Genomic DNA, 13,843 nt, shown 5'->3' on the forward strand with positions numbered 1-13,843 from the left:
TCAGACTGCGCTTTCACGCCCAACCTATGAAGGTGCCGCCGGGACGACGCTTACAGATTTCGTGCTGCTGAAGCGCAAGAAGCTCGCCCGGCTCGGCTGGCCGATGGGGGCGCTTCTCGTCACGGTGGTGCGCACGCGCGAGGGCGTTGGACACGCCCTTCTCACGGTGCGTACCGACCAGGGCGAGCTGGTGCTCGACAATCGCCGCAACGAGATTCTCGCCTGGAACAAGGCGCCCTACCTCTTTCAGTCCCGGCAGTCCGCGGCTAACCCCAAGCAGTGGGCCGCGCTCGATTCCACCGCGCCCCCTGCCCTGTTCGCCGGGTTCGGCTTTTCCCCCCAGTTCCGCTGACCTTGGCCGCGACCGAAAGGGTTACGCCTTGATCCTCCGTGGCCACCCACGGAGCGGCAGGTTCCAAAGGAGCCGGCCGGCGGCGCCGGCCGGTCGGCCATCAGGCCGCCAGCCGTCGCGACGCGACAACCTCGTGGACGATCGCTTCGACCCCGCTGACACAGGCCTGCAGCGAGAAGCGACGCCGCGCGGCCTCCGCGCCACGGGCCGCCAGCGCCGCCGCCGCTTCCGGTGAGCCGACGAGGGTCGCGAGCGCGGCCGCCAGCTCCTCGACGCTGCCCGGCGTGACCAGGAGGCCGGTGTCGCCATCGTCGACGATCTCGGACACACCACCCGCGCGGGTCGCGACGACCGGCCGGTGCGCCAGCATCCCCTCCACCACCACCCGGCCGAAAGGTTCGGGCGCGATCGAGGTGTGGGCGACGATATCGACACTCTTCATCAGCGCCGGCACATCGGAGCGGAAGCCGAGGAAATGGCAGCGCTCGCCCAGTCCGGCAGCGGCAATCTGCGCGCGCAGGTCACGCTCATAGGCGGCTTCCTCGAACAGCGCGCCGCCGACGAAAACCGCATGGATCGCCGGCAGCGACTTCATCGCCTCGACGAGCACATGCTGGCCCTTCCAGTGGGCCAACCGGCTGAACACGCCGACCAGCGGCGCCTCCGGCACCCCGATCTCCGCGCGGAACGCCGCCCGGGCCGCCTCGCCCGGCACTGCGTCGAAGGCGGCGGGATCAATGCCGTTGTGCACGACCCGGAGCGGCGCCGTGCCCCCGGCGGCACGGAACGCGTCCGCGGTCGCCTGCGAATTGGCGATGATGCACGCCGCATTGCGGTTGGCGAGACCAATCGCCACCTTGCGCATGGCACCGGCGAAATGATCGGCGGTCAGCATGTCCCTCAGATGCCAGATCAGGGGACGTCGCGCGAAGGGCGCCGCCATGGCGGCCACCACGAAGGCCTTCTGGGTGTTGGCGTAGAGCAGGTCGGCGCCGCGTGCTCTCCGCGCGAGGCCGAACACCAGGCCCGCCAGGGCCGGGCTCGCCTTCAGGGCCACCATCAGGCCGCTGCCGCGCCCTATCTGCCCGACGGAACCGAGCGGCATCAGTGTGGTCGGCACACCGATCTTCTCCAGCCGCGTGCGGAACGGGCCATCCGAGAACAGCACGGCTTCACTCTTGCCCGGCCGCGTCCGGATGATGTCCAGGAGGGACAGTTCCGCCCCGCCGAGTTCACCGGCCTGGTCCACGAAGAGAACAGAGACCCCACTTCCGCTGCTGGCCATCGTCTAGTTCGAGCTCCGTGTCTCATGAAGGATGCGAGCCGGAACCCCGGCGACGACGACATTGGACGGCACGTCGTTGGTGACCACGGCATTGGCGCCGATGCGGACATTGTCGCCGATGGTCAGGTTGCGGTTGCCGCGGCCGACCAGCACCGCTCCGGCCCCGATCATCACATTGTTGCCGATCGTCAGCCGGTACGGCGAGCCGATATAGGTCTCGGCGGCGATGGTGACGTTCTGGTAGATCATCACGCCGTCGCCGATGGTAACGTTGGGGTGGATCGACACTCCCATGCCGTAGTGCTGCAGCCGCAACCCCTTCCCCACCACGGCCTCGGGCGGCAGGATGGTGCGGAACAGGAAGAAGTTCAGCAGCTTGCAGACACGCGGCAAGACGGGAATGCGCCGCGTATAGGCCCAGCGGCCCAGACTCCAGATGGACTCGGGACTCATGAGCGGCCGCCTGCGACGGCTTCGGCGTACACGGCCCGTATCTGCAGGACGATATCGTCCCAATTGAAGTGCTCCTCCGCATAACGTCGGCAGGCTTTTTCATCCGGGAGAGCGATGCGCCCGGAGAGGATGTCATCGAACCGCTCCGCCAGATGACGCACGTCGACTCCCTCGAAGATGAGATTGGGATCGAGCGCGGCCACCACCTCCGGCAAGCCGCCGACCGGGGTCACCAGCGCCGGGGTCCCGGCCGCGAGGGATTCCGCCGCGATCAGGCCGAACCCCTCCAGCGCCACGGTCGGCACCACGCTCATGTCCGCGGCCCGATAGGCGAGCGGCAGATCGTCATTGGAGACGAAGCCGAGCAGCCGGACATGCTGTTCGAGACCGAGCCGCTCGATGCTGGCCTTCAGCTCGTCGGCCATCGGGCCCCTTCCGCCGATCAACAGGAGAACATCGGGGTGGCGGCGCACGATGTCGGCCATGGCCTCGACGAGATTGCCAAGTCCCATGCGCCGCACCAGCCGCCGCACCGCCACGATGATCCGCCGATCCTGTGGCCAGCCGAGCCGCGCGCGAGCCTCCTGCCGGCTCATCGTGATGTCGAACCGGGCGAGATCGATGCCGCCGGGGATCACACGCACCCGCTCCTCGGGAACGCCGAAGTTCTCCGTCAGCAGGGAGCCAAATGCGCGCGAGAGCACGATGAAGCGCTGTGCCCGCGCATAGACCGCCTTTTCCAGCGCCATCTTGGCACTGCGCCGCAGGCCGGCATGGCCCTCCACCGCACTCTCGAAAGCCCATGGGCCGTGAAAATGCACCGCCATCGGGCAGTCGAACGTGCCGAGGCCCGGCAAGGTGTACAGAGCGAAATGCGACACCAGCAGATCCGGCCGGAAGGCGGAAGCCGTCTGCCCGATGGCTTTGCGGGCCGCCATGAGACGGCTCGGCAGTGACGCGGAAATCGGGGCAAAGGCGCGAACCGCCCCGTTCGAATCCTGCGCCACCTTGGCCGAGCCCGCGACGAGACCTCTCAGCTCGATGCCGGCGGCCGGCGCCGCGTGGAACAGGTCGTAGTAATAGCGCGGCAGCCCGCCAGCGCGCTCGGGGAACCAGTCGAGCCCGATCTGCAAGGTTTTCATGAGCGGTCCTGCATGGCGCTGTGATAGACGGCCTCGATCTGGCTGGCGATCGCATCCTCGCCATACTGCAAGGCGCGGCCAGTGCCCGCGTCCGCAAAGGCGCGACGCTCATCTTCGCTGCCGAGAAGGCGCAGAAGGCTCTCGGCGAACATCCCATCGTCGCAGATGATGCCGTAGCGACCGTGCTCCAGCACCTCGTTCGCTCCCGGGTTCGGGGTGGTCACGATCGGCGTACCGGCCGCCATGGCCTCGATATAGGGAATACCGAAGCCCTCATAGAGGCTGGGATAGGCAAACACCCAGCTGCGCGCCATCGTCTCGGCGAGTTCCGCGTCCCCTATCTTCTTCATATGCAGCACCGAAGGATGCGGATCGCAGCGGTCGGCGACGAAGAAGAGCTTGGCATCGGGATAGACCGGCAGGATCTTCCGGCAGAAGACGTCGAACAGGAACGAGCCGCGTTTGCGCCCCTCCCATGTTCCGACAAAGAACAGGGATGGAAACGGCGTCTTCTCCTGAGGGCGGAACAGGGAGAGGTCGACGCTGTTCCCGATATTGTAATGACACCGATAAAGCGTCTGGGTCTCTGTACCCACTGAAATGGAACGGGTCGCCAGCCGTGCCGACAGCCGCTCAAGATGGTAGACGAGACGCTGCATCAGCTTGCGCTTCACCGACGTCGCCGTCCGCGATTCATGCAGCGCGCTGCCGTGAAAGGTCCGGATGGTGGGAACCGCGCGGCGAACATAGAACCAGTCGTCGCCATGAAAATGCAGCAGGTCGACATCGCCGAAATCGGTGACGTTCATCAGGGCCGGACTGAGCAGCAGGCGCGTGATCTTGGCCCGGTTGGTCCGGTTCAACACCGATCTGTGCGCATACTTCGCGCCTTCGGGAGGCTCGCCGGAGCTGAATACCGTCACCTCGACCGTACCCCGCCGCGACAGCGACTCCGCCAGACGATGAACGGCAGCTTCCACGCCCCCCTTCTTGCCCGCCGCGCCGGGCAATGTCGCGTGATAGATGCCGACCTTCAGTTTACTCATGCCGCACGCTCACCCTTCGGCCTCCCCCGCTCCCCCAGAGCTGTGCCCTGGTCGTCCGACAGGCTGGCAGACATCGATTTCAGCCCCGCCCACGCATCAGCCTTGTCGCCCGGCTTCGGCTCCGCTCAACAGCAACCTGTTGAGCCACCGCCAGTGCCGAGAACACATGGAAAATGACGCCCGACGGGCCATAAAGGACATTGGCGAAGACCAGCTGAACAATGATCGCGATTGCTATACCGGCGGAAGCATTCGCATAAGGACCGCAGCGTGCAGCGCCCACTGCCTGGCGGACAATCATAAAGATGCTGGCAAAGAGGGGAATCGCGAATATTCCGAAGGTGAAAAACACATCGAGAATGCCACTGTCCAGACTTGCCATATCGGTCTGCCCGCCAAGCCGGGCGGCCGCCACGCCGGTGCGGCCCAGCCCGCTGCCGATGACCGTCGTCAGCACGGCGGCGAACATCTCCTGGTACAGGGCCGATCGCTGCTGGAAACTATGATCCTCTTCGGTATTCGACAGCGATTCGATGCGCGACTGCACCTTATCGGCGATCGGGCCGACGGTGAGCAGCGGCACCGCCAGCACACCAAGAATGGCCGCAACCACGAGATAGCGGACTTTCTGCTTCGCCGGGGCGCGTGCCAGCACGAACAGCATGGCGATGACGAAACCGCCCCATGCCGATCGCACCAGCGAAAGCATGAACGACACGATGCCCAACGCGGCGGCGAGCGGTTTGACCGGCGTCTTGACCACCATGAGGGCCGCCAGCGACGCCATCAGCATCTGGGCATAGATGCCCGGGGAATTCATCGTCGCGAAAATGCGCAGACTGGTCGATTCCGCGCTGCCGATGCTGCCCATATTCGCATTCTCGACCCAGAACGTGTCCCAGGCCGGCGGCGAGAAGAACTGGTAGAGCCCGTAGCCCCCGAGAATGACCAGTCCGTACGCCAATGTCTTGAAGAGTCGCTCGGCGTTGGCCTGCGCATGCTCTGGACGACAAAGGATATTGATGGCGAGAAAAATCGGTGCGCACCAGGTGAGGGCGGCATAGATGGCGGCCGCGACGGCGCCCTGCAGGGCACCGAGCAGAACACCCACCAGAATGACGACCATCAGCAGCAGGTAGGGAAACAGCAGCCGTGTTCCAAATCGCGGCAGGTTCCGCACCACGGTGATCAGGCTTATGGACGCCACGAGGAAGGGCGCCAGCATGACGAGACTTTGCTCGTGATAGCCGGTGTGCAGATCGACGACGCGCCGGACGAAGGGAGTCAGCATCCACAGCCACATCGAGAAGGCCAGATATTGCGGCTGGCAGGTAAAGAACAGATACAGGCCCAGCACCAGCGCGATCGGCGAGAAGGCGAGGTTGATCACCGCCGACATGCCGCCAAAGCACGAGACCAGAACGAAGGCGGCGAAGCCGAGCTGGGCCAGCACCTCCCAGGCTTCCGACCGCGGCCTGCGCACCATGACGCGCTGCGGGCGGAAAACAGGCTGCGGCGAAGTGGAACTGTCCGTCGCCGGGAGCGGGGTGTCAGGTCTCATGGACGTCGCAGCCATGTCAGGGTGCCGCCGACGCGTCCGGACAGCGCCGCTCCCAGCCGCGCACCCACATGGGGAGCGCCTTTGACCAGCATCCGCGCCGCCTGCGCCAGACCGGGCACATCCGGCGTGCCGATCGCCAGCGCCCAGGCTGCGAACAGCGGAACCCGCGATGCCGGCAGGAAATCGAGAAGGGCCAGCGTTTCATTATGCGCCCGGTTCCGGGTGGCCTCCGCCGAGAACATCTGGCGACCGTCGACATCGTGCCGGACCGCCGGATAATGCTCGACGATGACCGCGGGATCGTAGATCAGCCGCCAGCCACGCCGGCGGAGGCTGAGCGCGACCTTCATGTCATTGGCCACCTGGGCGCCCGCGCCGAGGAGACGGGTGTCAAAGCCGGCATCGAGCAGCGCGGCGCGGCGGTAGCTCATATTGGCACCCTTCAGAATATCGACGTCGCGCGGCGCGCCGGCTCCGATGTGGTGGTTGCCGATGTGCCGTCCGAAGAACTGTACACGGCCGACCGTGGCGGCCTCGCCTTCCACAACGGTGCCGTGTTCATGCACCCGGTCCCGCCCGCCGACGCCGCCGATCCGCTCATCGCTGGCGAAATGCTCGGCAATGCGCGCGACCCAGTCCGGACGCGGTGCCGCGTCGTCATCGGTGATGCACACGATATCGCCGGAGCTGCCGGCCACGCCCTTGTTCAGCGCCGCCACCTGCCCCGGCACCTCGACGATGACCAGCCGAAGCGGCAGGCCTTCGGCCGCCGGGCCGGCCAGCACCGCGCGGGTGATCTCGTCATCGGCGCGGTGGACCACGACGATCTCCTCGGGCGGACGCAGCTGTTCCTTCAGCGCCGCGAGACACCGCACCAGATCGTCGCCGCGCCGGTACGTCGGAACGAGGACGGTGATCTTCATATAGCATCCTCCGGAGGCGAGAGCCGACACAGGCTTGCCGTCGACAGCACCGTCACCCGATCGTCCCACAATGTCCTGCTGATGCCCGGCACGTCACCTCGCCGACCTCCCCTCACGCCTGCAGCCCGGCCTGCACTTCGCGCAGGATGGACTCGCGGAACCGCTCGGGCGAGAACCGCAACGCATTGCGCCTGCAATCCTCGGGCCGGATCGCCGATCCGGCGGCCTCGAACTCCTCGACCGCCTGCCGGAGAGCGGCTGGCGTCTGCTCCCGGAAGAAGGTGCCGGTCGCGCCCTCCTGCCCGACGCCGATCACCGTCTCCAGGGCACCGCCGCGGCCATAGGCGATGACCGGCGTTCCGCTGGCCTGGGCCTCGAGCGGAACGATGCCGAAATCCTCCTCCGCCGCGAAGACGAAGGCCTTGGCCCGGCGCATGTGATCGATCAACACCTCTTCCGGCTGATAGCCGAGAATGGTGACGTTCGGGCCGGCCTTGGCCTTCACCGCCGCCATTTCAGGCCCGTCGCCGATGATGACGAGCTTCTTGTCCGGCATGCCGGCAAAGGATTCGGCGATCATCGGGATCATCTTGTACGGCACCATGCGCGAGGCCGTGAGGTAGAAATCGCCCTTCGCGTCGCCGGGCGTGAAGCGGTGGACGTCGACCGGGGGGTGAATGACCACCGCCTCGCGGCCATAGGTCTTGCGGATTCTCGCGCCCACGAAGCGGGAATTGGCGATGTAGCGGTCGACGCCCGCCGCGGTCCGTACGTCCCAGATCCGGAAGTAATGCAGAATTGCACGGACCAGCCAGCTCTTGAGCCCGCGCTGGAGATTGGCTTCCTTCAGATAGGCGGCCTGAAGATCCCACGCGTACCGGGCGGAACTGTGTACATAGGAAATATGACACTGGTTCGGACCGGTGATGACGCCCTTGGCGACGCAATAGGATGAGCTCAGCACCAGGTCATAGGCGGAGAGATCGAGTTGCTCGATGGCCAGCGGCATCAGCGGGAGGTAGTTGCGATAACGCTTCTTCGCAAAGGGCAGCTTCTGGATGAAGGTCGTCTGCGGAACCTTGCCCTTCAGAAAGGAATTCTGGTTTTCCGGCACATCATAGACGGTGGAATAGACATCCGCCTGCGGAAACAGCTCAAGAAACTGCGCCAGGACACGCTCGGCGCCGCCATAGACCACCAGCCAGTCATGGACGATGGCCACCTTCAAGTCGGCAGGATTCATGAGAGGCTGGTCTCCAAATGGCGCTCAAACATCCGCGGCCGCGGCCCGGCCCTGGGCGATGGCCGCCTTATCCGCTTCGCCGCGGTCCGGCACCTCCCGCTTCTTCGAGCGGCGGCGCCGCCGGCCGGAGGTCTCGGAGGCCGAGACCCTCGGAACATAGTCCGGCACCGTCAGGCGGACGCAGATGCCGGCGCAGCAGGCGAAGACGGTCATCAGCGTCTCCGTGCGCAGCGGATACTCGATCTGCGAGTGGACGAGAAGGCCCAGCATCGACACGAGGCTCATCACCAGCAGGACGCGTTCGTCCGTCGACATGCCGCGCTTCTGCCGCCACGCCTTCAGCATACGGCCGACGAAGGCGCAGAAGGTGAGCAGCGCCGGGACGGCGAACAGCACGCCGCCCTCCAGCAGGTTCTCCAGCACGTCGTTGTGGGCGTGGTTGATGTAGGTCGGGCGGATGAACTCGTCGCCTTCGAACACGCCGAACAGCGGCACGAAGGTGCCGAAGCCGGAGCCCCATGGCAGGAACTGCGGGATCAGGCCGAGGGTCGCGCGGTAGATGGAGGCACGCAGCTCGTCGCCGACGCTGGCGTCGATGCGCGTCAGGATACGGTCGAACGCCAGCAGCATGGCGGCGCCGAGGACGATGAAGATCAACGTGTTGAGGAGCACGACGGTTTTCCGGGTCAGCGGAACCCGGGCCAGCCAGAGCGACAGCATCGGGCAGACCACCATCATGACGAGACCGATGCCGATGCCCGCGCGCGAGCGCGACATCATCACCCCGAACAGCAGCACGATGACCGCCACAAGTCCGGCGGCCACCAGCCCGGCACGCAGCTCCGACCGCTGGCGGAACGCCATGACGGTGAGGGCGATGGAAAGCGGCAGGGCGGCATAGCACAGGGCGGCGAAATTGTTCTTGCCGGTGAAGAAGCCGATGGCGTCGTTCACCGAGAACTGGGGAAACATCTTGAAGGACGAGCCGGGAGAGGCGAGCTGCGAAAAGCCGAGCGTCACCGAGATCACCGCCCCGATGACGATGGTCATCACCATCGCGACGACCGCGTCGCGGCGCATCATCAGCGTGGAGATGAAGATGGCGAAGGCCGGCAGCAGCGCGCACAGGCTGCGGAAGGTGGCGGCGGGATAGAGGCTGATGGCCAGCCAGGGCGGATCGACGCCGATGGCCTGGTAGGTCTCGGCGGCGAATGCGCGGCCCGGCAAGCCCTGCCAGACCGAGGGCGGCAGCGGAATCATCTGGATGAGCGGAGCCGCCGCCATCAGCGCGCACAGCGCGAGATAGATGCGCATGCCGGGCAGGGGCTGGCCCGCCACGAGCAGACACATCGTCAGTGCCAGCAGCGGCAGGCTGATGAGCTGCACCATGACGTCGGTGAAATAACCCTGGGCCGTCGCGCCGCCCCAGATGATCGCTCCGGCGAGCAGGATGCAGGCACCCACCGGCAGCAGGGCCTCGCCGATCTGCAGAAGGGGATCGCGCCGCGGGGCGACCATCGGGCCGCCCGGCTGCAGGGTTGCGGCAACGGTCATCCTCTCCCCTCCCCCGCTCACGGTGCGGCCCAGCCCATCAGGTCTCCGCCTGACAATGCTGCATATGCGAAAACACGCCCGCAAGGCTAGGAGCAATCGCCATCCACGACAACCTGCTCGCAGGGGCGAGCCCGCCACGGTAGCGGCGGGCTTGCAACTGGGCGCGACAAATGGCTCTGTTAGCCCGGCGGGGACGAGCCCGATCCGTCTCCGCGGTGAATGGCGACACACGCGGCCGAACGCCGACATTGGACATCATGGCGGAAAATCAGCGAAGCAGCGGAGAAAAATCGAGCTCCCGGCGGCGGCGGCGCCGGTCCCATCGCTCGTCCGCGGAAAAATTCCGCGACTATCTCGGCATCCCTGAAGAGATCAAACTGCCGCGGCTGCCGAGATGGTCGCCGAAGCTGAAGCCTGCGCTGTCCGCCGCGTCGCTTTCGGGGTTCCGCTGGCGCGACATGCTCACGCCGCGCGGGCTGGCGATCTCCGTGCTGCTGATCGGTTTCGGCGCTCTCGGCGTGGTCATCGCCCTGCGTGGCCTTTCCGACCGCTTCGCGCCCAAACGCCCGCAGCTCGCCCTCACCATCAACGGCAACAACGCCCTCGCTTTGGCCAATGGCGCCGCCGATCTGCTGACGGCCTTCACCACCGACACCGGGCCGAAGACCGCCAGCCAGGAGATGCAGGACGATCCCTCGAGCGCCGAGGAGACGAAGCCCGCGCCGACCGCCGAAGACGGGCCGGCACCCACCGCCCAGGATGGCACGGGCTCCGGCAGCGGCGACACCTCCCCCGCCGCGACCGCGCAGGCCGACGCGCCGGCGCCGCAGCCGGCCGTGACGAACGGCATGAGCGCCACGATGTCCGCCAATGCCGACATCGCGGCCGCCCAGTCGCTGTTCAATCGCACGCCCGAGCCCACCGATACGGCGGCGCCGGCAGCCCCTGCCCTGCCCGGCAGCACGCCGGAAGACCGGGCCACGGCCCGCGACATGTCCATCGCCGCCCTCCTGCAGACACCCCTGCAGCCGAAGGCCCTGCGCAACCTCGCGATCATCGCCGATGCGGACGGCCAGGCCGACCGCGCCCGGCACCTGATGACGCTGACGGAAAGCAGGACCCGGCGCGATGTCGTCGTCCAGGGCTGGCTCCTGGGCCAGGCGCTGCAGCGCGAGGACTACGCCGCGGCAATGCGGCACCTCGACCTGATGTTCCGCCCCCGCAACGAAATTCCGCAGGCGGCGCTTCCCGCCCTTGCGGCGCTGGTCCTCAACCCCAAGCTCACCGGCGATCTCGGCGCCCTGCTGGCCACGGACCCGAAGTGGCGCGGCTGGTTCCTCGACCGGCTGACCCGGCTGGAGATCGCGCCGGACAGCCCGCTCGGGCCCGATGCCGACACCCAGCTCAGCGACGCGATCGGCAATCTGTTCGCCGCGATCATCGACCATGGCGGAACGCTGACGCCGGAAGAGATCGCGCGATTCATCGATCGGCTGATCCAGCGGCGCGCCTACGACAACGCCTATGCGCAATGGGTGCGGTTCTACGTCCCGCCGGATGAACTCGGCACCCTCGGCTATCTCTACAATGGAGATTTCTCGAAGCCGATCAACGACATACCGTTCAACTGGCGGGAGCTGCGCAAGCAGAGCAGCGTGGACCTCGCCATCGTCGACGAGCCGGAGCGGCCCGGCACCAAGGCGCTGCGGCTGCAGTTCATCGGCGGCGACCGCGTGCCGTTCCGCGATTTCATGGAGCAGCTCGCCCTGCCGCCGGGGGACTACACGCTCGTCGGCAAGGTGAAGGCCGAGGCTCTCAAGAACCCGCGCGGCATGGTCTGGCGCGTCTACTGCAACCAGCAGACGGGATGGCGCATCCTCGGGGAGTCCCCGCTTTTCCGCGGCGACATCCCCTGGAGTTCCTTCAGCGCCGACATCACCGTGCCGGAGGACTGCCCCGGGCAGTACATCCGCCTCGAACTGGCCTACCGCGTGCCGGTCGAAGAGGTCGTGTCGGGCAGCATCTCCTTCGCCGATCTCAGGATCAACCGGAAGGAGACGCCCACGAACTGAGCGGCGGCGCGCCCGGCGGTTCAGTAATAGGCGATCTTCCGGGGCACCCCGTCGATGTCGACCGTCACATAGCCGGCCGGCCGGGCCGGCAGCGGCTCGGCCGGCCCCGCTGCGGGCGCGGCCGGCCCGGTGGCGGCGCCATCGAGCGCGAGCCCGCCGCGCAGGCGCGGCACGGGGCGGGGGTTGTAGGGCCGCGGCATATCGAACGAGGCCATGATGCCGCCGACCAGACAGATGCGGTTCGGCTCCACCTCGATCAGCAGCGCCGCCACCGCCGCATCACCCGGCCCCTGGTCGACGCAGAGCAGACGGGCCCACCCCTTGGAGCCGTCGAGCCGGGTGTTGTAGAGCGCCCCGCCCCCGACCAGCTCGAAGCGGCTGACCATCGCGGCGCCGACGGCCCACAGGCTGAGGGCGATGTTGCGGCCGCCGCCGTCGAGCCGGCCGGCCGCCACGGGCAACCGGAAGACCGCGCCCTTCGGCCCGGTCTGCAGCCGCAGGAGCGTCGGATTCGGCCCGAGCTGCTCGAGGAAGTCCAGCGGCGGGGCGGGCGCGCGGCCGGCATCCCCGGAAGCACCCACCGTGATGGCGCCGGCCTCCCGGAAGGCCGCCGCGGCAAGCCGCGCCGGCGCATTGTCCGCCGGCGACCGCACCGTCCAGTTCGAGGGCTCCTCCGGACAGAGCAGGAGGTTGGCGGAAGGGGTCGCATCACAGGAGAGCTGGAGATCGCCCTTTCGCGCCGCCGGTCCCGTGCGGTACCGATTCCAGCTGTCCGGGCGTGCCCCGTTGCGTATCTCGATATCGCCCCCGAGACTTCCGAGATCGCTGCTGTCGCCGCAGTCGAGCGTCTCGATCAGGGCGATCCCGCGGGGATTGTCGGCGAAGCGGGAGCGCGCCAGCGGCATGAATTCGCCGAGCCAGGAGATGTTGACGTTCTCGCCCAGCGTGCCGAACCGCATCATGTACTGCTGCTGCTCGGCATAGGGGATGATCTCGGGGGGAAGATTGCAGACCCAGCCATTGGGCGGCGGCTTCGGGTAGTCCCGATGGATCGGCGACCAGCTCATGCCCAGGCTGTCGATCGCCAGCCACCGCGTCACGGACTGCGGCAGGAACTGGAAGATCGCCTCCCCGATCCGTTCGAAACGCACGGAATCCAGCCGCCCCATCACGGTCTGGCAGTATCCTTTGAAATCGGAATCCTTCACCTGATAGAATCCATAAGGTGAAAATCCCATATGTACCCTATACATATTCAGGGATATGCCACCATTATGGTTGGCCTGATCCGACGTCCCGAAGACGATACAGGCGAAGGACCCGCCGATCTGGCCACCCATGAAGAAATAATCTTCACTGTTCCGGTGACAATAGATGCCGATAAGGCCGTTCCACGAGCAATCGTAGCTCGTCACATGGCCGTTCTTGCTGTCGAGATACAGGCCCACCTTCACGCCGTCGGTCGCGACATTGCGGAAAGTGGGCTGGTTGACACCGAAAACGCCGAACGCACAGACACCCGGGGCGAAGGCGGAATAGTCCGGCAACCGCCTCCCGTCGATCACCGTGCCGAGACGCTCGCGGGCGTAATTGGTGACACCCTGGACGGTGATCTGTTCGAAGCCGCCCGCATTGTACATGCCATCGGCGATGGCGAAGCAGGGCTTCATGTCGGTGACGACAGCCGGATCGAAGCGGATCAGCGTCCCGCTGTTCCTGGACGACAGGTAGTTGGCATCGCCCACCACCCGCCGGCATCGAATCTGCACGGTGTCGGTGATCCGGTAGGCGCTGCCGGTCGCCGGCACATGCAGGGCCTTGCCGCCCGCCGCCGCCGCATCGGCCGCCGCCTGGAACGCCGCGGTGTCATCGGCGCGTCCGTCGCCGACGGCGCCGAAATCGAGAACGGAGAGCATGTCGCCGAGCCGGTCCGTCAGAGGACGCGGACGCGCCCTGGGGAATCGGGGGCGATAGGTAAGGGAATCGAAGGCGGTGGACGCGGCGCTGGCGGCCGACTGGGCGCCCGCCGGAGTGGTTGTCGATGCCTGGGCTAGGCCCGCGAGCCCCATGGTGAGAAAGGCGTCGCGTCGGGTAAAGGGCATGCGTGAATCTCCGGCTGAAGCAGGAAGACGAGCTTTGGACAGCTTTGTGCTAAACGCATGGCAGCCGCGACCGTCCCGGATCCGGCCGGACCCCGCGGACGCCCAACGCC

11 protein-coding genes are annotated in these 13,843 nt (G+C 66.8%); 2 read left to right on the forward strand and 9 right to left on the reverse strand.

Annotation, left to right across the window (positions count from 1 at the left end):
• Positions 1 to 352 (forward strand): transglutaminase-like cysteine peptidase (locus tag KHC27_RS05950; protein ID WP_213336211.1); only part of this gene is annotated, 352 nt, incomplete at its 5' end.
• A 100-nt stretch (positions 353 to 452) separates the two neighbouring features.
• On the opposite strand, the gene KHC27_RS05955 is transcribed toward KHC27_RS05950, so the two are convergent.
• The 8 genes from KHC27_RS05955 to KHC27_RS05990 form a co-directional block, all read right to left on the reverse strand.
• Positions 453 to 1,637 (reverse strand): glycosyltransferase family 4 protein, encoded by a 1,185-nt coding sequence (locus tag KHC27_RS05955; protein ID WP_213336213.1) that lies wholly within the window; start codon positions 1,635 to 1,637, stop codon positions 453 to 455.
• Positions 1,638 to 1,640: 3 nt separating this feature from the next.
• Positions 1,641 to 2,090, reverse strand: a complete 450-nt coding sequence (locus KHC27_RS05960; protein WP_213336215.1) for a serine O-acetyltransferase — start codon at positions 2,088 to 2,090, stop codon at positions 1,641 to 1,643.
• Positions 2,087 to 3,232 (reverse strand): glycosyltransferase family 4 protein, encoded by a 1,146-nt coding sequence (locus KHC27_RS05965; RefSeq protein ID WP_213336217.1) that lies wholly within the window; start codon positions 3,230 to 3,232, stop codon positions 2,087 to 2,089. The genes KHC27_RS05960 and KHC27_RS05965 overlap by 4 nt, the downstream gene beginning before the upstream one ends.
• Positions 3,229 to 4,278 (reverse strand): glycosyltransferase family 4 protein, encoded by a 1,050-nt coding sequence (locus KHC27_RS05970; RefSeq protein WP_213336220.1) that lies wholly within the window; start codon positions 4,276 to 4,278, stop codon positions 3,229 to 3,231. The genes KHC27_RS05965 and KHC27_RS05970 overlap by 4 nt, the downstream gene beginning before the upstream one ends.
• A 79-nt stretch (positions 4,279 to 4,357) precedes the next feature.
• A complete protein-coding gene (locus KHC27_RS05975) occupies positions 4,358 to 5,731 on the reverse strand; it encodes an O-antigen ligase family protein (protein WP_213336222.1) in 1,374 nt (457 codons plus the stop codon).
• A 104-nt stretch (positions 5,732 to 5,835) separates the two neighbouring features.
• The gene (locus tag KHC27_RS05980; protein WP_213336224.1) at positions 5,836 to 6,762 is read right to left on the reverse strand and encodes a glycosyltransferase family 2 protein; all 927 of its coding nucleotides are present in this window, start codon (positions 6,760 to 6,762) and stop codon (positions 5,836 to 5,838) included.
• Positions 6,763 to 6,874: 112 nt separating this feature from the next.
• Positions 6,875 to 8,005: a glycosyltransferase family 4 protein gene (locus tag KHC27_RS05985; protein ID WP_246519689.1), complete on the reverse strand. Its 1,131-nt coding sequence runs from the start codon at positions 8,003 to 8,005 to the stop codon at positions 6,875 to 6,877.
• 24 nt (positions 8,006 to 8,029) lie between these two features.
• Positions 8,030 to 9,559, reverse strand: a complete 1,530-nt coding sequence (locus KHC27_RS05990; RefSeq protein WP_213336226.1) for an O-antigen ligase family protein — start codon at positions 9,557 to 9,559, stop codon at positions 8,030 to 8,032.
• Between the two features lie 458 nt (positions 9,560 to 10,017).
• Here KHC27_RS05990 and KHC27_RS05995 point away from each other — a divergent pair, with 458 nt between their 5' ends.
• Positions 10,018 to 11,631, forward strand: coding sequence for a hypothetical protein (locus KHC27_RS05995; RefSeq protein ID WP_213336228.1), 1,614 nt, complete (start codon positions 10,018 to 10,020; stop codon positions 11,629 to 11,631).
• Positions 11,632 to 11,651: 20 nt separating this feature from the next.
• Here the strand turns inward: KHC27_RS05995 and KHC27_RS06000 are convergent, their stop codons facing one another.
• On the reverse strand, positions 11,652 to 13,733 hold the full coding sequence (locus KHC27_RS06000; protein WP_213336231.1) for a glycosyl hydrolase family 28-related protein: 2,082 nt from the start codon (positions 13,731 to 13,733) through the stop codon (positions 11,652 to 11,654).
• Between the last annotated feature and the right edge of the window lie 110 nt (positions 13,734 to 13,843).

This window comes from Ancylobacter lacus (assembly GCF_018390635.1).
In the GTDB taxonomy this organism is placed as follows: Bacteria; Pseudomonadota; Alphaproteobacteria; order Rhizobiales; family Xanthobacteraceae; genus Ancylobacter; species Ancylobacter lacus.